Below are 25,786 nucleotides of genomic sequence, written 5' to 3' on the forward strand. Positions count from 1 at the left end.
GCACCATGCAGATCGACTGGCAGGCCCTCGGTACCGTCCTCGGCGTCACCCTCGCGGTGACCATCGGGCTGGTGGGCGTCTTCACCCTCGGCATCGTCGGACTCGCCAAGCGCGAGTCCGGCACGGACGGAGCGGCCGTCTCCGGCGGTTCCGCCGTCCTGACCCGGACCGGCGCCTACGCGTGCTTCGCGCTCTGCGCGGCGGCGGTGGCGTACGGCATCTTCCTGATCGTCGCCTGATCCTCTGCGACGCACGGCGCGCCGACGGCGCAGGCCCGCATCCGCGAACCCGCGGGTGTGGGCCTTCGCACATCTTCCGTCGCAGGTCAACAGCGAGTTGACGGGGTTCGCGGCACGTGGTGGACTGCCCGGTGCCATACGGCGGTAGGAGAGGAAGTCCGGTGTGAATCCGGCGCGGTCCCGCCACTGTCACCGGGGAGTGCACCCCAACCCGAACGTCAGGCCAGAGCGATCGGCCGGACGGTCCGGGGTGCGCGGATCCGGGAGCCAGGAGACTCTCAACCGCCGGTCACGTCGAACCAGGGCGCGGACCCTGAGTGAGGACTCCTGCCATGCCCGGCCGCCGTCGTACTCCACCGGATCCCCAGGCCCTGTCCCGTCGAGGCGTGACGGCGGGCTGACGCCGTGCGAGCCGGACACGCCTTCGCGTGCGGCGCCGCCCTCGGCCATCTCGGCGACCTGATCGCGGGCGATCCACGCCGCGGCCACCCGGTCGCCGTGTTCGGCCGCGCCGCGGCCGCCGCCGAACGCCGGCTGTGGCGCGACCACCGCGGCCACGGCGCGCTGTACACCGCGCTGTGCGGGGGCGGCGCGACCGCCGCCGCCGCGCTGGCCGCACGGACCGTCCGTTCCTCCCCCACCGCCACCGTCGCCCTGACCGCGGCCGCCACCTGGTCGGTGCTGGGCGGCACCTCGCTGGGCCGTGAAGCGCTGGCCGTCGCCGCGGCGCTGGAGGCGGGCGACCTCGCAGCGGCCCGTGAACGGCTGCCGAACCTGTGCGGCCGCGACCCGCAGGCCCTGGACGCCGCGCAGATCGCACGGGCCGTCGTGGAATCCGTGGCCGAGAACACCTCGGACGCGGTCGTCGGCGCCCTGGTGTGGGGCGCGGCCGCCGGTGTCCCGGGGCTCGTCGGCTTCCGCGCCGTCAACACCCTGGACGCGATGGCCGGCCACACGTCGCCGCGCTACCGCCGGTTCGGCTGGGCCTCCGCCCGCCTCGACGACGTCGCCGGCTGGCCCGGCGCCCGGCTGACCGCCGTCCTCGCCACGCTCGCGGGACCCGATCCGCGCGGCGCGCTGCGCGCCTGGCGCCGTGACGCCGCAGGCCACCCCAGCCCCAACGCCGGCCCGGTGGAAGCCTCCTTCGCGGGCGCGCTGGGCGTCCGGCTCGGCGGCACCCTCGCCTACGCCGGCCGCGTGGAGCACCGCGCCGTGCTGGGCGCCGGCAACCGGCCGCCCGAGGTCGCCGACATCGCCCGCGCCGTACGGCTCTCGCGCCGCGTCGGCGTGCTGGCGCTGGCGGTCTGCGCCGGCGGGCGGCTGGCCGTCACCGCGCTGTCGGCATCCACCGAGAAGGGAACCCGATGAGCAGTACGCGCGGCGCGAGCCGCACCGGCGGAGGGCTGTTGGTCGCCGGGACCACGTCCGACGCGGGCAAGAGCGTCGTCACGGCGGGCATCTGCCGCTGGCTGGTCCGGCAGGGTGTGAAGGTCGCGCCCTTCAAGGCGCAGAACATGTCGCTGAACTCGTTCGTGACGCGCGAGGGCGCGGAGATCGGGCGGGCGCAGGCCATGCAGGCGCAGGCGGCGCGGGTCGAGCCGACGGCGCTGATGAACCCGGTGCTGCTCAAGCCCGGCAGCGACAGCAGCAGCCAGGTGGTGCTGCTCGGCAAGCCGGTGGGAGAGATGAGCGCCCGCGGTTACCACGGTGGGAAACAGTCCACGCTGCTCCCCGTCGTGGTGGAGTGCCTGGCCGAACTGCGGGGCACGTATGACGCGGTGATCTGTGAAGGGGCGGGCAGTCCGGCCGAGATCAACCTGCGGCACAACGACATCGTGAACATGGGCCTGGCCCGCGCGGCACGGCTGCCGGTCGTGGTGGTCGGCGACATCGACCGGGGCGGCGTCTTCGCCTCGTTCTTCGGCACGACGGCGCTGCTCAGCCCCGAGGACCAGGAACTGGTCTGCGGCTACCTCGTCAACAAGTTCCGCGGCGACGTCTCGCTGCTGGAGCCGGGCCTGGACATGCTGCGCGGGCTGACCGGCCGGTCGGTGTACGGCGTGCTGCCGTTCGCGCACGGGCTGGGCATCGACGAGGAGGACGGGCTGCGGGTCTCGATGCGCGGCGCCGTACGGGAGTCCGTCGTCACCCCGCCGCACGGCGAGGACATCCTGCGGGTCGCGGTCGTCGCCGTGCCGCTGATGTCGAACTTCACCGACGTCGACGCGCTGGCCGCCGAGCCGGGCGTCGTCGTGCGCTTCGTCGACCGGCCGCAGGAACTCGCCGACGCCGACCTGGTGGTGCTGCCCGGCACCCGGGGCACTGTCAGGGCGCTGGCCTGGCTGCGCGAGCGCGGGCTCGCCGACGCGATCGTCCGGCGGGCCGCGGAGGGCCGTCCGGTGCTGGGCATCTGCGGCGGCTACCAGATCCTCGGCGGGACGATCGAGGACGAGATCGAGTCGCGCGCCGGCCGGGTGGACGGGCTCGGACTGCTGCCCGTCCGCGTCCGGTTCGCGGCGGAGAAGACCCTGGCCCGGCCGGTCGGCGAGGCGCTCGGCGAACCGGTCGAGGGGTACGAGATCCACCACGGGGTCGCGGAAGTGCTCGGCGGCGACGGGCCGTTCATGACCGGCGACGACGGTCGGGCACTGGACGGCTGCCGGTCGGGCGCCGTCTGGGGCACCCACTGGCACGGCTCGCTGGAGAGCGACGGCTTCCGCCGCGCCTTCCTGCGCCGGATCGCCGAACAGGCCGGCCGGCGCTTCGTCCCCGCACCCGGCACCTCCTTCGGGGCGCTGCGCGAGGAACAGCTCGACCGCCTCGGCGACCTGATCGAAGAACACGCGGACACCGCCGCGCTCATGCGGCTCATCGAGGACGGCGCACCCGCCGGCCTACCCTTCCTTGCTCCGGGGGCACCGTGACCACCGTTCTGCTGCTGTCCACCGCCGACACCGACCTGCTGGCGGCCCGCGCCTCCGGTGCGGACTACCGGATCGGCAACCCGACCCGGGTCGGCCCCGGCGACCTGGCCGCGCTGACCGAGGGCGCGGACATCGCCGTCGTGCGGCTGCTCGGCGGCAAGCGCGCCTGGGAGGACGGACTCGCCGCGCTGCGCACGTCCGGCATCCCGACGGTGCTGCTCGGCGGGGAGTCGGTGCCGGACGCCGAATTGATGGCGGAGTCCTCGGTTCCGGCGGGCGTCGTCGCGGAGGCGCTGCGCTATCTGGTCGAGGGCGGCTCGGCGAACCTGGTGGAGCTGGCCCGCTTCCTGTCGGACACGGTGCTGCTGACCGGTGAGGGCTTCGAACCCCCGGCCACCATGCCGCAGTACGGGACGCACGGCGCGTACCCGTTCACCGAGGGCCGCCCGACCGTCGGGGTGCTCTTCTACCGCGCCCACGAACTGTCCGGGAACACCGGCTTCGTGGACACGCTGTGCGCCGCGATCGAGGCGAAGGGCGCCAACGCGCTGCCCGTGTACTGCGGGACGCTGCGCGGCGCGGACGCCGGCCTGTACGCACTGCTGGGCCGGGCCGACGCACTGGTCGCGACCGTCCTGGCGTCCGGCGGCACCCGCGCCTCCGACGCCTCGGCGGGCGGGGACGACGAGGCCTGGGACATCGGCGCGCTCGCCGATCTGGACATCCCGGTCCTCCAGGGCCTGTGCCTGACCTCGTCCCGCGCGGCCTGGGCGGCCTCCGACGCGGCGCTGTCGCCGATGGACGCGGCGATGCAGGTGGCGATCCCGGAGTTCGACGGCCGGCTGATCACCGTCCCGTTCTCCTTCAAGGAGACCGGCGAGGGCGATGTCCCGGTGTACGTCGCCGACCCCGAACGCGCCGCGCGCGTCGCCGGGATCGCGGTCCGGCACGCCGCGCTCAAGCACAAGCCGAACCCGGAGAAGAAGCTCGCGGTCGTCTTCACCGCGTACCCCACCAAGCACTCGCGGGTCGGCAACGCGGTCGGCCTCGACACCCCCGCCTCGGCCGTCGGCCTGCTGGACGCGCTGCGCGGCGCCGGATACGCCGTCGACGGGTACCCGGACAACGGCGACGAGCTGATCCACCGGCTGATCGCCGCCGGCGGCCACGACGTCGAGTGGCTCACCGAGGAGCAGTTGTCCGCCGCCCCGGCCCGGGTTCCGCTCGCCGACTACCAGCGGTGGTTCGCGACGCTCGACCCCGAGCTGCGCGCGGGGATGCTGGAGCACTGGGGAGAGCCGCCGGGCACCCTCTACCTCGACGGCGACGACATCGTCCTGGCGTCCCTGCAGTTCGGGAACGTCGTGGTCATGATCCAGCCGCCGCGCGGTTTCGGGGAGAACCCGATCGCGATCTACCACGACCCGGACATGCCGCCGTCGCACCACTACATGGCGGCCTACCGCTGGCTCGACAACACGTTCGGCGCCGACGCCATCGTCCACATGGGCAAGCACGGCACCATGGAGTGGCTGCCCGGCAAGGGCCTCGGCCTGTCGGCGGGCTGCGCGCCGGACGCGGTGCTGGGCGAACTGCCGCTCGTCTACCCGTTCATCGTCAACGACCCGGGTGAGGGCACGCAGGCCAAGCGGCGCGGCCACGCCACCGTCGTCGACCACCTGGTGCCGCCGATGGCACGCGCCGACACCTACGGCGACCTCGCCAAGCTGGAACAGCTCCTCGACGAGTACGCGCTCGTCTCGGACCTGGACCCGACGAAGACCCCGGCCGTCCGCAGCCAGATCTGGACGCTGGTGCGGGCCGCCGAGCTCCATCACGACCTGCACGTCGACGACCAGCCCGACGAGGACGCCTTCGACGAGTTCGTCATGCACATCGACGGCTGGCTCTGCGAGATCAAGGACGTGCAGATCCGCGACGGGCTGCACATCCTCGGCGGCGGCCCCGTCGGCGAGGCCCGCGTCAACCTGGTCCTGGCCATCCTGCGCTCCTCCCAGGTGTGGGGCGGCGTCGGCGCCGCGCTGCCGGGTCTGCGGGCCGCGATGGCCGAGGCGTTCGGCCTCGACGAGAAGGCGCTGCTGGCCGAACCCGGCGCCCGGCTCGCGGTGCCGGCCTCACTGACCGCGCTGGCCGACGGGCCGGCGCGAACGGCTGCCGACGCCGTCGACCTGCTGGAGACACTCGCGCGCCGGCTGGCCGGGGCGATGGAGGAGTCCGGCTGGAGCCGGGCCGCGGCCCCCGGGATCGTGACGGAGGTGCTCGGCTCGCCCGTCCGGGACGCCGTGCGGATCCTGGAGTTCGCCGCCGAGGAGGTCGTGCCCCGGCTGGAGCGCACCACCGACGAGATCGACAACATCCTGCGGGCGCTGCGCGGCGGCTACGTACCGGCCGGCCCGTCCGGGTCCCCGACCCGCGGCCTGGTCAACGTCCTGCCGACCGGCCGCAACTTCTACTCCGTCGACCCGAAGGCCATCCCGTCCCGGCTCGCCTGGGACGTCGGCACGGCGCTGGCCGACTCGCTGCTGGAGCGGCACCTCGCCGACACCGGCGCGTACCCGAAGTCCGTCGGCCTGACGGTGTGGGGCACGTCGTGCATGCGCACCCAGGGCGACGACATCGCGGAGATCCTCGCCCTGCTGGGCTGCCGCCCGGTCTGGGACGACGCCTCACGCCGCGTCACCGGGTTCGAGGTGGTGGGCCTGGAGGAGCTGGGCCGCCCGCGCATCGATGTGACGGTCCGCATCTCCGGCTTCTTCCGCGACGCCTTCCCACACGTCATCCAGCTCCTCGACGACGCCGTCCAGGCCGTCGCGGAACTCGACGAGCCCGCCGAGTCCAACTACGTCCGCGCCCACGCCGACGAGGACACGGCAGAACACGGCGACCGCCGCCGTGCCACGGCCCGCATCTTCGGCTCCAAGCCGGGCGCCTACGGGGCCGGCCTGCTGCCGCTGATCGACGCCCGCAACTGGCGCTCGGACGCCGACCTCGCCGAGGTCTACGCGGTCTGGGGCGGCTACGCGTACGGGCGCGGCCTGGGCGGCCGTGCGGCGCGCGGGGACATGGAGCAGGCGTTCCGCCGGATCCAGGTCGCCGCGAAGAACGTCGACACCCGCGAGCACGACATCGTCGACGCCGACGACTACTTCCAGTACCACGGCGGCATGGTGGCGATGACCCGCCACCTGACGGGTGTCTCCCCCGCCGCCTACGTCGGCGACAGCGCCACCACCGACCAGGTCAAGACCCGCACCCTGGGCGAGGAGACGCACCGCGTCTTCCGCGCCCGCGTGGTCAACCCCCGCTGGATGGCGGCCATGCGCCGGCACGGCTACAAGGGCGCCTTCGAGATGGCCGCGACCGTCGACTACCTCTTCGGGTACGACGCGACGGCCGGCGTCGTGGACGACTGGATGTACCAGCGGCTCGCGGCGGAGTACGTGTTCGACAAGGAGAACCAGGACTTCATGAAGAAGTCCAACCCCTGGGCGCTGCGCGGCATCAGCGAACGGCTGCTGGAGGCCGCCGACCGAGGTCTGTGGGCCGAGCCCGACCCGGAGACCCTGAACCAGCTCCGCGAGATCTATCTGCAGCTCGAAGGCGACCTGGAAGGCGACTCATGAGCACCCCCTATCCGTTCACCGCGATCGTCGGGATGACCGACCTGCGGCTCGCGCTGCTGCTGAACGCCGTATCGCCGGCGGTCGGCGGTGTGCTCGTGCGCGGCGAGAAGGGCACCGCCAAGTCGACGGCGGTGCGGGCGCTCTCCTCGCTGCTGCCGGACGTCGCCGTCGTCGGCGGGTGCCGGTTCTCGTGCGATCCGGCGGCGCCGGACCCGGCGTGCCCGGACGGCCCGCACGCGGTCGGCGCGGGCACCGCCCGCGCCGCGCGGATGGTGGAGCTGCCGGTGGGTGCCTCTGAGGACCGGCTGGTCGGTTCGCTGGACATCGAGCGGGCGCTGTCCGAGGGCAAGAAGTCGTTCGAGCCGGGGCTGCTGGCCGACGCGCACCGGGGCGTGCTCTACGTCGACGAAGTGAACCTGCTGCACGACCACTTGGTCGACCTGCTGCTGGACGCCGCCGCCATGGGCGCCTCCTACGTCGAGCGCGAGGGCGTCTCCGTACGGCACGCGGCCCGCTTCCTGCTCGTCGGCACCATGAACCCGGAGGAGGGCGAGCTGCGCCCGCAGCTCCTCGACCGGTTCGGGCTGACGGTGGAGGTCGCGGCGTCCCGCGAGACGGACGAGCGCGTCGAGGTCGTACGGCGCCGGCTCGCGTACGACGAGGACCCGGCGGCGTTCGCCGGGAAGTGGTCGGGCGACGAGGACGCGCTGCGGGCGCGGATAGTGGCGGCGCGGGCGCTGCTGCCGTCCGTGGTGCTCGGGGACCGGGCGCTGCGGCAGATCGCCGCGACCTGCGCGGCGTTCGAGGTCGACGGGATGCGCGCGGACATCGTGATGGCGCGTACCGCGACCGCGCTGGCCGCGTGGGACGGGCGGACCGAGGTCATCGCGGAGGACGTCCGGCAGGCGGCGCTGCTGGCGCTGCCGCACCGGCGCCGCCGCAACCCCTTCGACGCGCCGGGCCTCGACGAGTCGAAGCTCGACGACACGCTGGAGCAGAACAGCGGCGGCCCGGACCCGGAGGACGACCCGGATCCGGACGGCCCCGACGACGGCGGCGGACAGCCGCCGGAGGGTGGTCCTGACGACGGACCGCAGGACAGGCCCGAGGAGAGTCCGGAGGAGACTCCCGCACCCGACGAGTCCGCCGGTCAGCAGCAGGGCGGGGCGTCGGGCGGTGGCGAGCAGAGTGCCGCGCCGGCGGGCGAGCCGTTCAAGACCAAGGCGTTCACCATCCCCGGTATGGGCGAGGGCGCGGCCGGCCGCCGGTCGCGGGCGCGGACCGCGCACGGCAGGACGACCAGCGCGCGGCGGCCGCAGGGCCAGTTGACGAAGCTGCATCTGGCGGCGACGGTGCACGCGGCGGCCCCGCACCAGCGAGCCCGCGGGCGCAGCGGTCCCGGTCTGGTGATCCGGAAGGACGATCTGCGGCAGGCGGTGCGGGAGGGGAAGGAGTCGAATCTGGTGCTGTTCGTCGTCGACGCCTCCGGCTCCATGGCCGCCCGGCAACGCATGACCGCCGTCAAGGGCGCCGTCCTGTCGCTGCTGATGGACGCGTACCAGCGGCGCGACAAGATCGGGATGATCACCTTCCGCGGCGCGGACGCCGAACTGGCGCTGCCCCCGACGTCGTCGGTCGAGGCGGGCGCGGCGCGGCTGCAGGTGCTGCCGACGGGCGGCCGGACGCCGCTGGCGGCCGGGCTGCTGAAGGCGCGCGAGGTGCTGCGGATCGAGCGGCTGCGGGACGCGTCCCGCCGGCCGCTGCTGGTCGTGGTGACGGACGGCCGGGCGACCGGCGGACCCGAGCCCGTACAGCTGGCCTCGCGGGCGGCGCGGCTGCTGAACGCCGAGGGCGTGGCGTCGGTCGTCGTCGACTGCGAGTCGGGTCCCGTGCGGCTCGGCCTGGCGGGCGCGCTGGCGCTCGACCTCGCCGGGACCGCCGTGACGCTGGAGGAACTGCGCGCGGACACCGTGTCCGCGCTCGTACGTGATGTGCGGAGGGCCGCGTAATGCCGCAGGGACAGCCGAGCAGCGTGCCGGACGACGGGCTCACGACGCGCCAGCGCCGCAACCGGCCGCTGACCATCGTGCACACCGGCATCGGCAAGGGGAAGTCGACGGCCGCCTTCGGGCTCGCGCTGCGCGCATGGAACCAGGGGTGGCCGATCGGGGTGTTCCAGTTCGTCAAGTCGGCGAAGTGGAAGGTCGGCGAGGAGCGGGCGCTGCGGGTCCTCGGCGACTCCGGCGAGGGCGGCACCGTCTCCTGGCACAAGATGGGCGAGGGCTGGTCCTGGGTGCAGCGCGACATCGCCGACAGCGAGGAAGCGGCCAAGGAGGGCTGGGAGCAGGTCAAGCGGGACCTGGCCGCCGAGACGTACCAGCTGTACGTGCTGGACGAGTTCGCGTACCCGATCCACTGGGGCTGGGTGGACATCGACGAGGTGATCCAGGTCCTCAACGACCGCCCCGGCACCCAGCATGTGATCATCACCGGCCGCAACGCGCCGGAGAAGCTGGTCGAGGCCGCCGACCTCGTCACCGACATGACGAAGGTCAAGCACCCGATGGACGCGGGCCAGAAGGGCCAGAGGGGCATCGAGTGGTGACGTCCCTCCCCCGTCTGGTCATCGCCGCGCCCTCCTCGGGCAGCGGCAAGACCACCGTGGCCACCGGGCTGATGGCGGCCTTCACCGGGGCCGGCCTCGCCGTGTCCCCGCACAAGGTCGGCCCGGACTACATCGACCCGGGCTACCACGCGCTCGCCACCGGCCGCCCGGGCCGGAATCTCGACGCCTTCATGTGCGGCCCCGAACTGATCGCCCCGCTCTTCCTGCACGGTGCGGCCGGGGCGGATCTGGCGGTCGTCGAGGGCGTCATGGGCCTGTACGACGGGGCCGCGGGGCAGGGCGAACTGGCGTCGACCGCCCAGGTGGCGAAGCTGCTGCGCGCCCCGGTGGTGCTGGTCGTCGACGCCTCGTCGCAGTCCCGGTCCGTAGCCGCGCTGGTGCACGGCTTCGCGTCCTGGGACCCGGAGGTACGGGTCGCGGGCGTCATCCTCAACAAGGTCGCTTCCGACCGCCACGAAGCTCTGCTCCGCGAGGCGCTGGACGAGTCCGGCGTGCCGGTTCTCGGCGCCCTGCGCCGCACCGAACAGGTCAGCGTCCCCTCCCGGCACCTGGGACTGGTGCCGGTCGCCGAACGCAGCGCCGACGCGGTCGGCGCGGTGCGCGCAATGGCCGCCCAGGTCCGTGCCGGTTGCGACCTGGAAGCCCTGCTGAGCCTGGCGCGCGGCGCCCCGCCCCTGAACGCCGCCCCGTGGAACCCTGCGGGGCTCTTCCCCCGCCCCGCCCCTTCCCGAAACCAGGGGGCTCCGCCCCCCGGATTCCCCGAGTTGTGGGCAGGCGTTCCGCAGGGCGAGCGAAGCGAGATGGGGGCACCTCCCGGCCGAAGGTTGGGGGAGGGTGGGCACAACCGGGCCAGCGGCCCGCACCTGGACCAGGTCCGGGGCGAAGCCCCGGTGGTTGCGGTCGCGGGCGGGCCCGCGTTCACGTTCTCGTACGCGGAGCACGCGGAACTGCTGACGGCGGCCGGAGCCCAGGTCGTGACCTTCGACCCGCTCCGCGACGAGCAACTCCCCTCCGACACCGCCGCGCTGGTGATAGGCGGTGGCTTCCCGGAGGTCTACGCGCCGGAACTGTCGGCGAACGAGCCGCTGCGCAAGGCCGTGGCGGAACTGGCGGCCTCCGGGGCGCCGGTCGCCGCCGAGTGCGCTGGCCTGCTCTACCTGGCGCGGGAGCTGGACGGGAGGCCGATGTGCGGCGTGCTCGACGCGACCGCGCGGATGTCGGAGCGGCTGACCCTCGGGTACCGCGAGGCGGTGGCGGTCTCGGACAGCGTGCTGGCGGAGGCCGGCACCCGCGTGCGCGGGCATGAGTTCCACCGCACGGTCATCGAACCGGGCGCGGGCGCCACGCCCGCGTGGGGGGTGACGCGGCCGGAGCGCCGTGTCGAAGGATTCGTCCACGGGGGCGTGCACGCCTCGTATCTGCATGTGCACTGGGCCGCCGTTCCGAGCGTGGCCCGAAGACTGGTGGAGAGGTGTTCCGAATGAGCGGGCGGCTGATCGGGGTCGGGGTGGGCCCCGGCGATCCGGAGCTGGTGACCGTCAAGGGTGTGAACGCCCTGCGGGCGGCGGCGGTCGTGGTCGTCCCCGTGATGGACACCCTCGAACGCGGCAGGGCTGAGGCGACGGTGCTGCACTATGTGGAGCAGGAGAAGATCGTACGGATCGTGTTCGCGCTGAACGAGCGGACCGACCGGGCACGGCGTGAGGCCGCGTGGGACGCGGCGGGCGAGCAGGTGGCCGAACTGCTGCGGACGCACGGCACGGTGGCGTTCGCGACGATCGGCGACCCCAACGTCTACTCGACGTTCACGTATCTCGCGCTGACCGTCGGGGAGCTGGTCGACGGCGTCGCCGTCGAGACCGTCCCCGGCATCACCGCGATGCAGGACCTCGCCGCGCGCAGCGGTGCCGTGCTGGCCGAGGGGACCGAGCCGCTGACGCTCGTGCCCGTCACGGCCGGGTCGGCGGTGCTGAAGGAGGCCCTGGAGGGGCCGGGCACCGTCGTGGCGTACAAGTTCGGCCGGCTGGCGGCGGAGGTCGCGACCGCGCTGCGGGAGACCGGCAGGACCGAGGGCGCCGTGTGGGGTTCCGCGCTCGGGTTGCCCGAGGAGTCCATCCGCCCCGCCTCCGAGCTGCTCGAAGGCCCGCTCCCCTATCTCTCGACACTGATCGCTCCCGCCCGCCGGGACACCCGTGGAGGCAAGCTGTGACCGGCAAGGTGACCATCGTGGGGGCGGGGCCCGGCGCCGCCGACCTGCTGACGTTCCGGGCGGCCCGCGCCATCGCGGCCGCGGACATCGTCATCTGGGCGGCGAGCCTGGTGCAGGCGGAGGTGCTGGAGCACGCCCGTGAGGGCGCGGAGATCCTGGACTCGGCGACGATGTCGCTGGAGGACGTCGTTGCGGTCTACGAGCGGGCGCAGGCCGAGGACCTGAAGGTGGCGCGGATCCACTCCGGCGACCCGGCCCTGTGGGGCGGTACGCAGGAGCAGGTCGACCGGTGCGACACGCTCGGCATCGAGGTCGAGATCATCCCGGGTGTCTCGTCCTTCTCCGCGGTCGCGGCCATCGCGCAGCGCGAGCTGACGATCCCCGAGGTCGCGCAGTCCGTGATCCTGACCCGGCTGGGCGGCGGCAAGACGCCGATGCCGCCGGGCGAGGAGGTACGGGAGTTCGCCCGGCACGGCACGACGATGGCGCTGTTCCTGTCGGCCGCCCGGTCGGGCCAGCTGGTCACGGAGCTGCTGGAGGGCGGCTATCCGACGGAGACGCCGGTCGTGATCGCCTATCAGGCGACCTGGCCGGAGGAGCTCGTGCTGCGCTGCACGATCGCGACGCTGGAGGAGACGGTCAAGGAGCACAAGCTCTGGAAGCACACGCTCTTCCTCGTCGGCCCGGCGCTCGCGGCGTCCGGCACCCGCTCGCACCTGTACCACCCGGGCCACTTCCACGGTTTCCGCAGGGCGGACCCGGTGGCCCGGCGCGCGTTGCGCGAGTCCAAGGCGTAAGCCGCCCCCACCAGCGACACGACCCCGGAAGGAAGGGACGGCCTTGAGCCGGACGCCGTACGAGCAGTACGCCCAGCCCGGCCCGCGCGAGCCGGAGCTGCCGCGTACCGCCGGCACGCCCGCGCCCGGCGCGATCACCGTCATCGGCACCGGCACCACCGGCACGGGCACCGGTACCGACGTCGCCGCGACGGCTCCGGCCGGCGCCACGCTCGTCGTCGGCGCGCGGCGCCATCTGGAGGCGGCGCGGCTGCCGGCCGGCGTGGAGCAGATCGTCCTCGGCCCGCTCGCCCCGGCCCTCGACGGCATCGAGCGGCACCTCGGCTCGCCGGAGCACCAGGACCGGCGGGTGACCGTGCTCGCCTCCGGTGATCCCGGGTTCTTCGGCATCGTCCGGGCCCTCGGGGCGCGCTTCGGCCCCGAGACCCTGGACGTCCGCCCGTCCTCCCCCTCCATCGCGGTGGCCTTCGCCCGGCTGGGCCTGTCCTGGGACGACGCGGTCGTCGTCAGCTCGCACGGCCGTGATCCGCGAACGGCCGTCAACGTGTGCCGCGCGCACCCCAAGGCCGCGGTGCTGACCGGTCCCGGGGCCGGTCCCGCCGAGTTGGGCGCCGCACTGGCCCGGACCGGCCTCGAGCGCACGCTGGTGGTCGCGGCGGCTCTCGGCACGGCGGACGAGACCGTTGAGCGGGTCTCCCCCGCCGACGCCGCCGTCCGCGACTGGACCGGCACCGGGGTGAGTGTCGTGCTCTGTCTGGACGAGGCGCGGGTGCTGTCACCGGTCCAGCGGATCGTCGCCGGTCCGCCGCCCGCGCCGGCCGGCTGGGCGCTGCCCGAGGAGGCGTTCGGGTACCGCGACTCGATGATCACCAAGTTCGAGGTGCGTGCCCTGGCCCTGTCGCGGCTCGCCCCGCGCACCGGTGACCTCGTGTGGGACATAGGGGCCGGATCGGGTTCCGTGGCCGTGGAGTGCGCCCGCTTCGGCGCCGCCGCGGTCGCCGTCGAACAGACCCCCGACGGCATCGAGCGGATCCGGGCGAACGCGGCGGCCCACGGTGTGGACGTGCAGATCGTGCACGGCGCCGCCCCGACCGTGCTGTCCCAGCTCCCGGACCCGGACGCAGTCTTCATCGGCGGCGGCGGGCGCGACCTGCCCGCCATCGTCGGTGCCTGCGCCAGGCGCGCCCGGCGGACCGTGGTCGTGACCCTCGCGGCCGTCGACCGCGTCGGCGACGTACGCGCCGCCCTCTCCGCGGCCGGTCTCGAACCGGACGGTCTGCTGCTGCAGTCCTCCCGGCTGGCACCGCTGCCGGGCGGCGTCACCCGGCTCGCCGCCAACAATCCCGTATTCGTCCTGTGGGCCACCCGGCCCGGCACCGAAGGAGCAATTCTGTGATCGGCCTGATTTCCGCCACCTCGGCGGGGCAGCGCGGCTGCGAACACCTGGCCGCCGCCTGGCCCGACGAGGTCCGGGTCTACGACGGGCCGGTCCGCGAGGCGGTCGGTCGCGCGTTCGCCGAATGCGAGCAACTGGTGTGCTTCCTCGCCACCGGCGCCGTCGTCCGCCTGATCGCCCCCCTGCTGCGGGGCAAGGACACCGATCCCGGTGTCGTCACGGTGGACGAGACGCATCAGCACGCGATAGCGCTGCTGGGCGGCCACGGCGGCGGTGCGAACGAGCTGGCGCAGCGCGTCGCCGACGCACTGGGCTGCCGTCCGGTGATCAGCACCGCCACCGACGCCGCCGGGGTGCCAGGACTCGACATGCTGGGCTGGCCCGTCGACGGCGCGGTCGCGGCCGTCAGCCGCGCGATCCTCGACGGCGACCCCGTACATCTGGACACCCCCCATGGCGTCCACCCCCTTCCTGCTCTGCCACCCAACGTAACCGCCGCCACTGACAGTGACGTCTCACTGATCGTCACCGACCGTGTGGCCGCAGCGGATACAGCCGCCAGGACCGTGCTGCTGCGCCCGCCGTCGCTGGTCGTCGGCGTGGGCGGCAGCCGGGGAGTGCCGGCCGACGAGGTGCTGACGCTGATCGGGAGCGCGCTCGCCGACGCCGGTCTTTCGCCCCGCTCGGTCGTGGCGCTGGCGACCGTGGACGCGAAGGCGGACGAGGCGGGGATCGTCGAGGCCGCCGAGCGGCTCGGGGTGCCGCTGCTGACGTACACCGCGGACCGGCTCGCCGGGATCGACGTACCGAACCCGTCGGACGCTCCGCTGGCGGCCGTCGGCACCCCGTCGGTCGCCGAGGCGGCGGCGCTCGCGGCGGCACCGGGCGGCGAACTGCTGGTGCCCAAGCGGAAGTCCGCGCCGCAGGAGGGTCCCGCGATGGCGACCGCCGCCGTGGCGCGGCGCCGTCCGCGCGGCCGGCTCTCGGTGGTCGGGCTCGGTCCCGGCGCACGTGACCTGCTGACGCCGCGGGCCCGCGAGGAGCTGCGCCGGGCATCGGTGATCGTCGGCCTGGACCAGTACGTCGACCAGATCAGGGACCTGCTGCGGCCCGGCACCCGGATCCTGGAATCCGGCCTGGGTGCCGAGGAGGAGCGGGCGCGTACCGCTGTGGAGCAGGCCCGCGCGGGCCATGCGGTGGCCCTGATCGGCAGCGGTGACGCGGGGGTCTACGCGATGGCCTCCCCCGCGCTCGCCGCGGCCGCGGACGACATCGACGTCGTCGGGGTGCCCGGGGTGACGGCCGCGCTCGCCGCCGCCGCGATCCTGGGTGCGCCGCTGGGCCACGACCATGTGTCGATCAGCCTGTCGGACCTGCACACACCGTGGGACGTCATCGAGCGCCGGGTCCGCGCCGCGGCCGAGTCCGATCTGATCGTCACCTTCTACAACCCGCGCAGCCGGGGCCGCGACTGGCAGCTGCCGAAGGCGCTGTCGCTGCTCGCGGAGCACCGGGAGCCCGGCACCCCGGTCGGCGTCGTGCACGCCGCGTCCCGGCCTGACGAGCGCAGCGAGGTGACGACCATCGCGGCGCTGGATGTGACGACGGTCGACATGGTGACCGTCGTGACCGTCGGCAACACCGCCACCCGCAACGTGGCCGGCCGCATGGTGACCCCGCGCGGCTACCGGTGGCAGGCATGACCGGCCCGCAGCCCATCCGACGACCGGGAGGTTCCCTGTGACCCGCACCGTTCACCCCATCGAGCAGGAGTCGTTCCGCAGACTGCGCTCCCGGCTCGACACCTCGCACTTCCCGCCGCTGACGCGGGCCGTGGTCGAGCGGGTCGTCCACTCCAGCGCCGATCTGGAGTACGCCGGGGAACTCGTCTGTGACGAGGCCGAGTTGCTGGCCGCCCACACCGCGCTGCACGCGGGCGCCCCGATCGTCGCGGATGTCGAGATGGTCGCCGCCGGGATCACCACCCGGCCGGTCGTCTGCCGGCTCAAGGACGGCCGGTCGGGTCCCGGGCTGACCCGCAGCGCGCACGCGATCCGGCTGGCCTACGAACAGGTCGGTCCCGGTGCCGTCTGGGTGATCGGGTGCGCGCCGACCGCGCTCGAGGAACTGCTGACGCTGGACGCCGCGCCCGCGCTGGTGATCGGTCTGCCGGTCGGCTTCGTGGGGGCCGCGGAGAGCAAGGCCGCGCTGCGCGCCTCCGGTCTGCCCGCCGTCAGCAACATCTCCGAGAAGGGCGGTTCCGCCGTGGCGTCCGCCGCGCTCAACGCCCTGCTCTACACCGAACGTCCCGGCGGCCCCGCCGCCCCGGAAGCCCTCACCCCCCTCACCAAGGAGAACTCCCTGTGATCCCGCCCGCACTCCTGCTCGTCGGCCACGGAACCCGCGACGAGGCCGGAGCCGAAGCCTTCCGTGCGTTCGTCCGCCAGCTCGGCGAGCACAATCCCGGGCTGCCGGTCGGCGGCGGGTTCATCGAACTGTCGCCGCCGCCGCTCGCCGACTCGGTCGCGGAACTGGTGGCGCAGGGCGTCCGCAGCTTCGCGGCGGTCCCCATGGTGCTGGTCTCCGCGGGGCACGCGAAGGGCGACATCCCGGCCGCCCTGGCCCGCGAGGAGCAGCGGCACCCGGGCACGACGTACACCTACGGCCGGCCGCTGGGCCCGCACCCGGGCCTGCTGACGATCCTGGAGCGGCGGCTGGACGAGGTGCTCGGCGACGACGACCGCTCGGACACCACGGTGCTGCTCGTCGGCCGCGGTTCGACCGACCCGGACGCCAACGCCGAGATATACAAGGTCGCGCGGCTGCTGTGGGAGGGCCGCGGCTACGCGGGCGTGGAGACGGCGTTCGTGTCGCTGGCCGCGCCGGACGTGCCCTCGGGTCTTGAGCGCTGCCGCAAGCTGGGCGCCGGCCGGATCGTCGTGCTGCCGTACTTCCTGTTCACCGGCATCCTGCCGGACCGGGTCCGGGACCAGGCCGCCGAATGGGCCGCCGCGCATCCGGCGACCGACGTGCGGCAGGCGGCCGTCATCGGCCCGGAGCCGGAGCTGGCCGACCTGGTGATGGAGCGCTACCGCGAGACCCTCAAGGGCGATCTGCGGATGAACTGCGACTCCTGCGTCTACCGCGTCAAGCTGCCCGGTTTCGAGGACCGGGTCGGCATGCCGCAGCAGCCGCACCACCACCCCGACGACCCCTCGGGCGACCACGGCCACGACCACCACCACGGTCACCATGCCCACTCCCACTGACGGCACTTCCGGTGCCGGCGGCACGGACGGCTACGACCTGCGGCACCACGGCGACGCGGAGGTGCGCGACGACGGCGGGGTACTGACCGACCTCGCCGTCAACGTCCGTGCCGGTACGCCGCCGGCCTGGCTGAAGGCGACGATCGCCGCGTCGCTCGACGGCCTGGCGGCGTATCCCGACGGGCGGGCGGCGCGGGCCGCCGTCGCCCGGCGGCACGGCCGGCCGGTGGACGAGGTGCTGCTGACGGCGGGCGCGGCGGAGGCGTTCGTGCTGCTGGCGCGGGCCTTCGCACCGCGTCACGCGGTCGTGGTGCACCCGCAGTTCACCGAGCCCGAGGCGGCGCTGCGCGACGCCGGACACGCCGTGCACCGGGTGGTCCTGGACGCCGCCGACGGTTTCCGGCTCGATCCGGCGGCCGTTCCCGAGGACGCCGACTTCGTCGTGCTCGGCAATCCGACGAACCCGACGTCGGCACTCCACCCGTCCGACGTGGTCGCACGGCTGGCCCGGCCCGGCCGGACCCTGGTGGTCGATGAGGCGTTCATGGACGCCGTACCCGGCGAGTCCGCCTCGCTGGCCGCCCGCCGTGACGTACCCGGTCTCGTCGTGCTGCGCAGCCTCACCAAGACCTGGGGGCTGGCGGGACTGCGGATCGGCTATGTGCTCGCCGGCGCCGAGCACATAGCCCTGCTGGAGCGCGCGCAGCCGCTGTGGGCGGTCTCGTCGCCGGGGCTGGCCGCCATCGAGGCGTGTGTGGCACCGGACGCGCTGGCGGAGGCGGACCGGGCCGCGGCCGAGATCGCGGTCTGCCGCGCGTATCTGCTCGCCCGGCTGGGCGAGTTCGACGGACTGGAGGTCGCGGGCACGCCCGCCGGGCCGTTCGTCCTGGTCGAACTGCCGGACGCGACGGCCGTCCGTGAGCGGCTGCGCGACCTCGGCTTCGCGGTCCGCCGCGCGGACACCTTCCCCGGTCTCGACGGGCGGTGGCTGCGGATCGCCGTCCGCGACGCCGCCACGACGGACGCCTTCGTCGAAGCGCTGGCCAAGGCGCGCAGCGGACGGAGCCCGGAGGACCCGGCGGTCAGTTCTTGAGGCCGAGCGCCTGGATGTCCACACCGCCCAGCGCCGGGTGGAGATAGACGTTGGTCAGCCTCGCCGAGCGGTAGTTGAGCTGCCGCACGTACATGAACGGGATCAGGGTGCCCCGGTCCTGCGAGGTGGAGTCGACGGTGCGCCAGACGCTGTCGGCGGAGTTCCGGTCGGTCTTGGCGTCGGCCTCGTCCATCAGGTCCTTCAGCTGCTGGTCGGCGAGGGCCGCGTAGTTGGACGGGCTGCCGGTCAGCAGCAGCGGGCGCAGGAAGCCGGCCGGGGTGGGCCAGTCGGACTGCCAGGTGGTGAGGATGATGCCCCACCCACGCTCCTTGATCTTCTTCTGGTCGGGCAGCGTCGCGTACAGGTCCGCGGCCTCGGGGTACTCGGTCTTGGCGGTGATCCCGACGGCGGCGAGCTGGGTGCGCAGATTCTCCACGATGGCCTTGGTCCGGGGGTTGCCGGTGGCCGTGACGATGGTGGTCGAGAAGCCGGACGCGTGCCCGCAGTCGGACAGCTGGCGCTTGGCGAGGTCGGGATAGGTGCGGCCGGCGGCCGTGCCGTACGTGTTCAGATGCGGGTCGTAGCCGCCGACCGTCGGCGGCAGCATCCCGCCCGCGACGTCCCCCGCGTCCTTTCCGCCGCCCGCGTCGCGCAGCGCGGTCCGGTTCGCCGCGTACTGCACCGCCCAGCGGCAGCGGTAGTCGTTCAGGGGTGCGACGGCGGTCTGCAGGGAGAAGTACCGGACGGCCCCGATCAGCGCGGAGTCCGCGTTCGCCTTGAGGCTGTCGCTGCCGAGGATCTTGGTGCGGGTGGCGTCCTGCACACCGGCCTGGGCCGGGTCCAGGTCGGCCTCTCCGCTGAGCAGCGCGGCGTCGACCGCGTCGGAGCCGGCCGCGACCGTGAAGTCGACGGCGTCCGGCAGTGCCGTGCGGATGCCGTCGGTGGCCGGGTCCCACTCCTCGTTGCGCACCAGCCGCAGCTTCTTGTCGCGATCGTAGGAGGCGATCTTGTACGGCCCGCTGGCGACCGGCTGCTTCTCGTAGTTGTCCTTGGTGTCCTTGGCCTTCGGCACGGGCGAGGACATCGGCAGCGCGAGCACGTACGGGAAGTCGGCGAACGGCGCGTCGAGATGGAAGACGATGGTGCTGTCGTCCGGTGTGAGCACGCTCTTCAGGCCCAGCTGGTCCGGGTCGGTGTCCTTGTACGGTCCCGGGTAGGACTGACCCTGGTCGAGCAGGTCCCGCAGATGCGTGGGTCCGCCGCTGAACAGATCGGTCGCGAACGTCCGCTCGATGCCGTACTTGATGTCCTTGGACGTGATGGCCGTGCCGTCCTCGAAGGTCACGCCCTTCTTGAGGGTGTACGTGTAGGTGAGGCCGCCGTCGCTGACCGTGCCGGTGGTGGTGGCCAGGTCCGGCGCGAGTTCGGCGCCCGCCCCGCTGGGCTGGGGGGCGAAGTCCACGAGCTTGCGCAGCAGGAGCCGGTCCAGGTTCCAGGCGAGCGGTGAGTAGGAGCGCGCCGGGTCCAGGGAGTCGGGGGCGTAGTACGACATCAGCTTGAGCGTGCCGCCCTTGGCCGTGGACGGGTTGACGGTGCCGTTGACCGCCCCGTCGAAGCCGCGGCCGACGGTCCGCTTGCCGATCAGGTCCAGGGCCGTGACGGTGTGCTCGGACGGGGCGTGCGAGGAGCCGAGGCGGACCGCGAGCACCGTGCCGAGCGTCAGCACCACGGCCGCCGAAACAGCGATGAGGGCGCGCCGCCGTCCCTTGCCGCGGCGCGGATCGACCGGCGCCGTGCCCCACTGCTGGGACGTGTACACCTCGCCGGGCCGCCCCGACGCCGGTGGCATCGGCAGCGGCGGCGGAACCGGGGTGTGCGGCGGTGTGTGCGGCGGGTTGTAGGCCGGGTGCAGGGGCACGACCGGGCGCGGGGCGGGGGCGGGCGGCAGGGCCGGGGTGGCGCCGCCCCGGGGTGCCGCGAGCCAGCCGTTCAGGTCGTCGCGCATGGCGGCCGCGCTGCGCGGGCGTAGCGCGGGGTTCTTGGAGAGGGCGGAGATGACGATCGCGTCCAGCTCGGGCGGTACCGCCGCGTTCCGCGCCGAGGGCGGCTCCGGGGTGGAGTGGATGTGCGCGTACATCACCGTGAGCGGCGTCGGGCCGGGGAACGGGACGGTGCCGGTGAGCAGTTCGGTCAGCATGCAGCCGACCGCGTACAGATCGCTGCGCGCGTCGACCTCGCGGTCCTCGATCTGCTCCGGTGACATGTAGCCGGGGGTGCCGAGGGCGGATCCGGTGCCGGTGATCCGGGTCAGCGAGTGCACGACCCGGGCGATCCCGAAGTCGGCGACCTTGACCGAACCCGTCGAGGTGATCAGGACGTTGGACGGTTTGACGTCCCGGTGGACCAGCCCGCGGGCGTGGGCGTGGGCGAGCGCGTCCAGGATGTCGCAGGTGATCCTGACCGCCCGTTCGATGTCCAGCCTGACCTGGCTGCGGGCCAGTTCGGCGAGGGTGCTGCCGTCCACGTACTCCATGACGAGGTACGGCACGATGTCCTCGTCCGTCCGCACCTCGTCCTGGTCGTGGACGGTGACGATGCCGGGGTGGTTGAGCCCGGCGGCGGCGCGGGCCTCGCGCGCGAAGCGGCGCCGGGCCTCGGCGTCCCGGGCCAGTTCCGGCAGGAGGGTCTTGACGGCGACGGTCCTGCCGAGCCGGGTGTCGTACGCGAGATGAACCCGTGCCATGCCTCCGGAGCCGAGCAGCTCCCGGATCTCGTACCTGCCCCCGAACAGCGCGCTGTCCATCGCGTCCCCCGACCCCCGGCCCGTCCAGCGGACCCCGTGACCCCTGTGACCCCTGAAACGAACCCTGCGAACTCTGTCTGCTTTCCCCTGAACACAACAGTAGAGGGCGACGCCGACAACGGCGCCGCCCTCTCCCATTCCCCCTCGGACCCTCAGTCCCCCCTCGGGTCCCAATCCGGCCGGAACCGGACGTCTAGGCGTCGGTTTCCGCCGCCTGCGCCGCCTTGCGGCGGCGGGACGTCAGATACAGCGCGCCACCGCCGACCACGACGAGCGCACCGGCGCCCGCGGCGAGCAGCGGGGTGTTGGAACTGCTGCCGGTCTCGGCGAGGTTCTGGGTGGTGGGGCCGGTCTGCGGCTCCGACCCACCGCTGCCGCCGGTGCCCCCCGAACCACTTGCGCCGCTCGAACCACCGCTGCCGCCGGAGCTACCGCCCGAACCGCCCGACGCGCCGCCGGAGTCGGCGCCGGTCGTGGACCCGCCGGACGACGCTCCCCCGGTGGAGGCACCACCGTCGGTGGCGCCGCCGGTCGTAGCCCCGCCGTTGTCGGCTCCACCGTTGGTGGTACCGCCGTGGGTGGCGCCGCCGTTGGAGGTGCCGCCGGTCGTCGGGTCGACCACCTTCGGCGCCTCGCAGGTCGCCTTGACCAGGGTCACGGTGCCGCTGACGACCGCGACGTTCAGCTTGAGCGGATTGACCTTCACCTTCAGTTCCAGCCCGGTGGCGGCGGCCGTCCGCGACGTGGTCCGGGTCTTCGTCAGGTCGAGGCTGACCTCGCCGACCCCGGGCACCGCGACCTTGGTCGTCCCGGTGGCGGTCAGGGTGACCTTCTTGTTGAGCACCCACACGCCGGCCAGCGTGGCCGACGCGGTCGGCTTCCGGCCCGCCTCGCAGGTCGCCTTGGAGGTGACCGCCTCGAGCTTGATCAGGGACAGGTACGGCAGGCCGGGCAGATGCACCTCGGCGCGGGCCAGGTTCGCGTAGCCCTCCGCCTTGTGCGCGTCGGCCGTCGCCTTCGCGGTGGCGACATCCGCCCGCAGCATGCTGAACGGCTTGCCCTGGTCGACACCGTCCAGCTTGGCGGTGAGCGCGGTCTCGGCGGCGTCGGCCGGTGCCTTCACATCGTTGAGCGAGACGTTCAGCGGCAGATGGACCGTCTTGTTCACCAGCGATACGTCGAGACCCGCGCGCAGGACGGTCGCGGTCGAGCTGCCGCCCCCGGAGCCGCCGGAGGTGCCCCCGGAGTTTCCGGAGGGATGCGCCTGGGCCGCCGGGGCGACGGCCAGCGCACCTGCCGCAAGCGCGACGGTCGCGCCGACGGCGGCGGCCGAACGGCGTGCGGGCAGGCTGAAGTTGGAGCTGTACACGGTGGAACCCCCACGAGTGGCTTGGAGTCAGCGGCGCCGCTTGAGGGGACAACGCGACCGCCGGTGACCTCGGTCCCGCCATATTTACGCACTGAGAGTGAACTGGCGACTACCTGAAGCGAGTTCACCCATACGGGTGGTTTCCGGCATTATCTTCGAATCTTGCTGCACGCCCGTTCCCACCCGTCACCCGTGCCACGTGATGACGGCCCCCACCTCCGTTGACGCGCCGAGGCGTACGCGGTGGTGCTCAACGACCCGCACCTGCTTCGCGTAACGCTGCGTCAACCCACCACCCGCCCGCGCAGCACGATGCGCCGCGGGTCGGCCAGCACCCGTACGTCCGCCCGCGGATCGGCGGCGTACACGATGAGGTCGGCGGAGGCGCCCTCGGTGAGCCCGTCGCGGCCGAGCCATGCGCGGGCGCCCCAGGTCGTGGCGGACAGCGCCTCGACCGGTGACAGGCCCGCCGTGACGAGTTCGGCGATCTCGTCGGCGATCAGGCCGTGGGCCAGCGAGCCGCCCGCGTCGGTGCCGGCGAAGATCCGGATGCCGGCGTCGTGCGCGGCGCCCACTGTGGCGTGGCGGCGCTCGTGCAGCCGGCGCATATGGGCCGCCCAGCGCGGGAACTTGGCCTCGCCGCCGGCCGCCATCGACGGGAACGTCGCGATGTTGACCAGGGTCGGGACGATGGCGACACCGCGTTCCACGAAGAGCGGGATGGTGTCCTCGGTCAGCCCGGTGGCGTGCTCGACGCAGTCGATACCCGCCTCCACGAGGTCACGCAGCGAGTCCTCGGCGAAGCAGTGCGCGGTGACCCGCGCGCCCTCCTCGTGGGCGGCGGCGATGGCCTCCTCCAGCGCGCCGCGCGGCCAACAGGCCGTGAGGTCACCGGCCTCGCGGTCGATCCAGTCGCCGACGAGCTTCACCCAGCCGTCCCCGCGCCGCGCCTCCTGGCGGACGTACGCCGTCAGATCCCCCGGCTCGATCTCGTGCGCGTAGTTGCGGATGTAGCGGCGGGTGCGCGCGATGTGCCGGCCGGCGCGGATGATCCGCGGCAGGTCCTCGCGGTCGTCGACCCAGCGGGTGTCGGACGGCGACCCGGCGTCGCGCAGCAGCAGGGTGCCGGCCTCGCGGTCGGTCAGCGCCTGCTTCTCCGCCGTCTCCGCGTCCACCGGGCCGTGCGTGTCGAGGCCGACGTGGCAGTGCGCGTCGACGAGGCCGGGCAGCGCCCACCCCTCGACGGTGGTCACCTCGAGCGGTCCGGCCGGCCGGTCGTACGAGATCCGGCCGTCCAGCACCCACACCTCGTCCTTGACGTCCTCGGGGCCGACCAGCACCCGGCCCTTGACGTGCAGCGCACCGCGATCACCCATGACACTCATGCCCAGCACCCTAAAAGGTCGGAGGTACGCTCGCGAAGGCACCCTCGGGCCCGACACGGCCCCGGGCATGCCCCAGACCTTCATCCGTACGGAAGAGACACATCGTGACGCACCCCCTCCTGGACCTGCCCCCGCTGACCGCCGCCCGTTTCGCCGGGATCGAACGGCGTGTCGCGGCGCTGCTGGACACCGAGCAGGACGTCGTCATCACCCAGGGCGAGGCGCTGCTGCCCCTCGAGGGCTGCATCCGCGGCGGGGCCCGGCCCGGCTCCGCGGCACTCAATGTGGTGACCGGCCCCTACGGGAAGACGTTCGGCGACTGGCTGCGCGACGCGGGCGCCGAGGTCACCGACCTGGCCGTGCCGTTCCACGGGGCGGTCTCCGCCGAGCAGGTGGAGCGCGCTCTGGCGGAGCACCCGGAGATCGACTTCGTCTCGCTGGTGCACGCCGAGGCGGCCACCGGCAACACGAACCCGGTGGCGGAGATCGGCGAGGTGGTGCGCGCGCACGGCGCGCTGTTCATGCTGGACGCGGTCGCGTCGGTGGCCGCGGAACCGCTGCTGCCGGACGCGTGGGGCGTGGACCTGTGCGTCATCGGCGCGCAGAAGGCGATGGGCGGCCCCGCCGGCGTGTCGGCGGTCTCGGTCAGCGCCCGCGCCTGGGAGCGGATGGCGGCCAACCCGGCGGCGCCGCGCCGCTCGTACCTCTCCCTGCTGGACTGGAAGGAGCGCTGGATCGACACCGGCCGCGCCGCACTCCCGCACGCGCCCGCGCAGTTGGAGATGCTGGCGCTGGAGGCGTGTCTGGAGCGGATCGACGCCGACGGCCTCGACACGGTGATCGCCCGGCACCGGGCGGCCGCCACCGCGACCCGCGAGGGCGCGCTCGCCCTCGGCGGCGGCCTGGAGCCGTATGTGTACGAGGCGCGCGACGCCGCGCCGGTCGCGACCACGCTGCGGGTGCCCGCGGGGACCGACGCCACCGCGCTGGTGGCGCGGGCGCTCGCCCTGGACCCCTCGGTCCCGCTCGTCGCCGGCGGTGGCGCGCTCGCCAAGGAGATGGTCCGCGTCAACCACTACGGCCTCGACGCGGATCCCGCCGTGGTCGCCCGGAGCCTCGCGGCGCTGGGTACGGCGCTTTCCGAATAGCGCAGCGTCACCCATTACAGCAGAGCGTGATCACATCAAAGGACAAGAAAGCACTTCCGGGGAATTCGGCCTTTCTGCGGCCGATCCAGACCGAATTCTCCGGAAGCATTCTTCCGCATGTCTCATGCCCAGCCTTCCGAAGGCTAAACGCAAGGATTCCGTTAAAGCATCCTGGCCGGCTCCGGCAATGTGACGGACTCCACACCAAGATCGAATCACCCGGTTATATCCGGATATAACCGCAGGTCTCGCCACGGTTTTGGCCACCCGCACCCACCCGCGCGTTAACACGACGAGCCGGCTGCGTAAAGACCTCCGCCCCATGCAATTCCACTTTCTGCTCGGTAGGTTCATTCCGCATGAACGCCGCTACGGAATGGAAGGCACCGCTCGCTCCCGCATTCCTCGACACCCCCACAGTCGATGACGGCGGAGCGATGTGGCGCATCGCCCGCGATTCTCGGACGCTCGATCTCAACTCCTCGTACAGCTATCTCCTGTGGTGCCGCGACTTCGCCGGCACCTCGGTGGTGGCCCGCGACGCCGACGGCGCCCCGGTGGGCTACGTGACCGGATACCTCCGCCCCGAGGAGCCGCGGACGCTGGTCGTCTGGCAGGTGGCCGTCGACGCGGCGCAGCGCGGCCGCGGCGTGGCGGCGGCCATGCTCGACCACCTCGCCGCACGCGTCGCCGTCGACGACGTCCGCTGGATCGAGACCACGATCACGCCGGACAACGCCGCTTCGCAGCGGCTGTTCACCTCCTTCGCCGAGCGCCATGACGTTCCGGTCGAACGCGAAGTCCTCTTCCCCGGTGCCCTGTTCCCCGACGGGCACGACTCCGAGGTGCTGTTCCGCATCGGCCCGACGGTCTGACGCCATCGC

Annotated in this window: 19 protein-coding genes and 1 riboswitch; of the genes, 16 read left to right on the top strand and 3 right to left on the bottom strand. The window is 73.4% G+C overall.

The features are described from left to right. The first annotated feature begins 5 nt into the window (after positions 1-5). The 14 genes from G3I60_RS23500 to cobC all read left to right on the top strand — a co-directional run bounded on the left by G3I60_RS23500 (position 6) and on the right by cobC (position 18,197). Positions 6-239: a hypothetical protein gene (locus G3I60_RS23500; protein ID WP_138355008.1), complete on the top strand. Its 234-nt coding sequence runs from the start codon at positions 6-8 to the stop codon at positions 237-239. A gap of 149 nt (positions 240-388) precedes the next feature. Beyond that, positions 389-517: riboswitch (cobalamin riboswitch) on the top strand. Positions 518-644: 127 nt separating this feature from the next. Then, a complete protein-coding gene (locus tag G3I60_RS23505) occupies positions 645-1,607 on the top strand; it encodes a cobalamin biosynthesis protein (protein ID WP_164607675.1) in 963 nt (320 codons plus the stop codon). Then, positions 1,604-3,163 (top strand): cobyric acid synthase, encoded by a 1,560-nt coding sequence (locus G3I60_RS23510; protein ID WP_164296419.1) that lies wholly within the window; start codon positions 1,604-1,606, stop codon positions 3,161-3,163. Before G3I60_RS23505 ends, G3I60_RS23510 begins: the two co-directional genes overlap by 4 nt. Then, complete coding sequence (gene cobN, locus G3I60_RS23515; protein WP_164607677.1) at positions 3,160-6,807, top strand: cobaltochelatase subunit CobN; 3,648 nt, start codon at positions 3,160-3,162, stop codon at positions 6,805-6,807. The genes G3I60_RS23510 and cobN overlap by 4 nt, the downstream gene beginning before the upstream one ends. After that, the gene (locus tag G3I60_RS23520) at positions 6,804-8,816 is read left to right on the top strand and encodes a putative cobaltochelatase (protein WP_164607679.1); all 2,013 of its coding nucleotides are present in this window, start codon (positions 6,804-6,806) and stop codon (positions 8,814-8,816) included. The genes cobN and G3I60_RS23520 overlap by 4 nt, the downstream gene beginning before the upstream one ends. Further along, positions 8,816-9,412 carry a cob(I)yrinic acid a,c-diamide adenosyltransferase gene (gene cobO, locus G3I60_RS23525; RefSeq protein WP_164296425.1) on the top strand — a complete coding sequence of 199 codons (597 nt, stop codon included), beginning with the start codon at positions 8,816-8,818 and terminating at the stop codon, positions 9,410-9,412. The genes G3I60_RS23520 and cobO overlap by 1 nt, the downstream gene beginning before the upstream one ends. Then, the gene (locus tag G3I60_RS23530) at positions 9,409-10,917 is read left to right on the top strand and encodes a cobyrinate a,c-diamide synthase (protein ID WP_343241585.1); all 1,509 of its coding nucleotides are present in this window, start codon (positions 9,409-9,411) and stop codon (positions 10,915-10,917) included. The genes cobO and G3I60_RS23530 overlap by 4 nt, the downstream gene beginning before the upstream one ends. After that, positions 10,914-11,642, top strand: a complete 729-nt coding sequence (cobI, locus tag G3I60_RS23535; protein WP_138355015.1) for a precorrin-2 C(20)-methyltransferase — start codon at positions 10,914-10,916, stop codon at positions 11,640-11,642. Before G3I60_RS23530 ends, cobI begins: the two co-directional genes overlap by 4 nt. Continuing rightward, positions 11,639-12,439, top strand: a complete 801-nt coding sequence (cobM, locus tag G3I60_RS23540; RefSeq protein WP_138355016.1) for a precorrin-4 C(11)-methyltransferase — start codon at positions 11,639-11,641, stop codon at positions 12,437-12,439. The genes cobI and cobM overlap by 4 nt, the downstream gene beginning before the upstream one ends. 142 nt (positions 12,440-12,581) lie before the next feature. Further along, complete coding sequence (cbiE, locus tag G3I60_RS23545) at positions 12,582-13,835, top strand: precorrin-6y C5,15-methyltransferase (decarboxylating) subunit CbiE (protein ID WP_343241618.1); 1,254 nt, start codon at positions 12,582-12,584, stop codon at positions 13,833-13,835. Next, positions 13,832-15,538 carry a precorrin-3B C(17)-methyltransferase gene (cobJ, locus tag G3I60_RS23550; protein ID WP_164607681.1) on the top strand — a complete coding sequence of 569 codons (1,707 nt, stop codon included), beginning with the start codon at positions 13,832-13,834 and terminating at the stop codon, positions 15,536-15,538. The genes cbiE and cobJ overlap by 4 nt, the downstream gene beginning before the upstream one ends. A gap of 37 nt (positions 15,539-15,575) precedes the next feature. Beyond that, positions 15,576-16,202 carry a precorrin-8X methylmutase gene (locus tag G3I60_RS23555; protein WP_138355018.1) on the top strand — a complete coding sequence of 209 codons (627 nt, stop codon included), beginning with the start codon at positions 15,576-15,578 and terminating at the stop codon, positions 16,200-16,202. Continuing rightward, positions 16,199-17,104 carry a sirohydrochlorin chelatase gene (locus G3I60_RS23560; protein ID WP_164296431.1) on the top strand — a complete coding sequence of 302 codons (906 nt, stop codon included), beginning with the start codon at positions 16,199-16,201 and terminating at the stop codon, positions 17,102-17,104. The genes G3I60_RS23555 and G3I60_RS23560 overlap by 4 nt, the downstream gene beginning before the upstream one ends. After that, positions 17,088-18,197, top strand: a complete 1,110-nt coding sequence (gene cobC / locus G3I60_RS23565; protein WP_164296433.1) for an Rv2231c family pyridoxal phosphate-dependent protein CobC — start codon at positions 17,088-17,090, stop codon at positions 18,195-18,197. Before G3I60_RS23560 ends, cobC begins: the two co-directional genes overlap by 17 nt. On the opposite strand, the gene G3I60_RS23570 is transcribed toward cobC, so the two are convergent. From G3I60_RS23570 to G3I60_RS23580, 3 genes are all read right to left on the bottom strand, one after another. Then, positions 18,187-21,000, bottom strand: a complete 2,814-nt coding sequence (locus G3I60_RS23570; RefSeq protein WP_164296435.1) for an ABC transporter substrate-binding protein — start codon at positions 20,998-21,000, stop codon at positions 18,187-18,189. The two genes, cobC and G3I60_RS23570, sit on opposite strands and share 11 nt — an antisense overlap. A 193-nt stretch (positions 21,001-21,193) precedes the next feature. Then, positions 21,194-22,369 (bottom strand): SCO1860 family LAETG-anchored protein, encoded by a 1,176-nt coding sequence (locus G3I60_RS23575; RefSeq protein ID WP_343241591.1) that lies wholly within the window; start codon positions 22,367-22,369, stop codon positions 21,194-21,196. Between the two features lie 284 nt (positions 22,370-22,653). Then, the gene (locus G3I60_RS23580) at positions 22,654-23,745 is read right to left on the bottom strand and encodes an amidohydrolase family protein (RefSeq protein ID WP_164296505.1); all 1,092 of its coding nucleotides are present in this window, start codon (positions 23,743-23,745) and stop codon (positions 22,654-22,656) included. Between the two features lie 113 nt (positions 23,746-23,858). On the opposite strand from G3I60_RS23580, the gene G3I60_RS23585 reads away from it, so the two are divergent. Both G3I60_RS23585 and ectA read left to right on the top strand, forming a co-directional pair. After that, the gene (locus G3I60_RS23585) at positions 23,859-24,902 is read left to right on the top strand and encodes an aminotransferase class V-fold PLP-dependent enzyme (RefSeq protein WP_164607684.1); all 1,044 of its coding nucleotides are present in this window, start codon (positions 23,859-23,861) and stop codon (positions 24,900-24,902) included. Between the two features lie 359 nt (positions 24,903-25,261). Next, complete coding sequence (gene ectA / locus G3I60_RS23590; RefSeq protein WP_138355024.1) at positions 25,262-25,777, top strand: diaminobutyrate acetyltransferase; 516 nt, start codon at positions 25,262-25,264, stop codon at positions 25,775-25,777. Positions 25,778-25,786: the final 9 nt, after the last annotated feature.

It is taken from the genome of Streptomyces sp. SID13666 (assembly GCF_010548325.1).
GTDB lineage: Bacteria > Actinomycetota > Actinomycetes > Streptomycetales > Streptomycetaceae > Actinacidiphila > Actinacidiphila fildesensis.

Coding starts and splice junctions, on each gene's coding strand:
- G3I60_RS23500 (WP_138355008.1), top strand. CDS start 6: ATGCAGATCGACTGGCAGGCCCTCGGTACCGTCCTCGGCGTCACCCTC.
- G3I60_RS23510 (WP_164296419.1), top strand. CDS start 1,604: ATGAGCAGTACGCGCGGCGCGAGCCGCACCGGCGGAGGGCTGTTGGTC.
- G3I60_RS23520 (WP_164607679.1), top strand. CDS start 6,804: ATGAGCACCCCCTATCCGTTCACCGCGATCGTCGGGATGACCGACCTG.
- cobO (WP_164296425.1), top strand. CDS start 8,816: ATGCCGCAGGGACAGCCGAGCAGCGTGCCGGACGACGGGCTCACGACG.
- cobI (WP_138355015.1), top strand. CDS start 10,914: ATGAGCGGGCGGCTGATCGGGGTCGGGGTGGGCCCCGGCGATCCGGAG.
- cobC (WP_164296433.1), top strand. CDS start 17,088: ATGCCCACTCCCACTGACGGCACTTCCGGTGCCGGCGGCACGGACGGC.
- G3I60_RS23570 (WP_164296435.1), bottom strand. CDS start 21,000: ATGGACAGCGCGCTGTTCGGGGGCAGGTACGAGATCCGGGAGCTGCTC.
- G3I60_RS23580 (WP_164296505.1), bottom strand. CDS start 23,745: ATGGGTGATCGCGGTGCGCTGCACGTCAAGGGCCGGGTGCTGGTCGGC.
- ectA (WP_138355024.1), top strand. CDS start 25,262: ATGAACGCCGCTACGGAATGGAAGGCACCGCTCGCTCCCGCATTCCTC.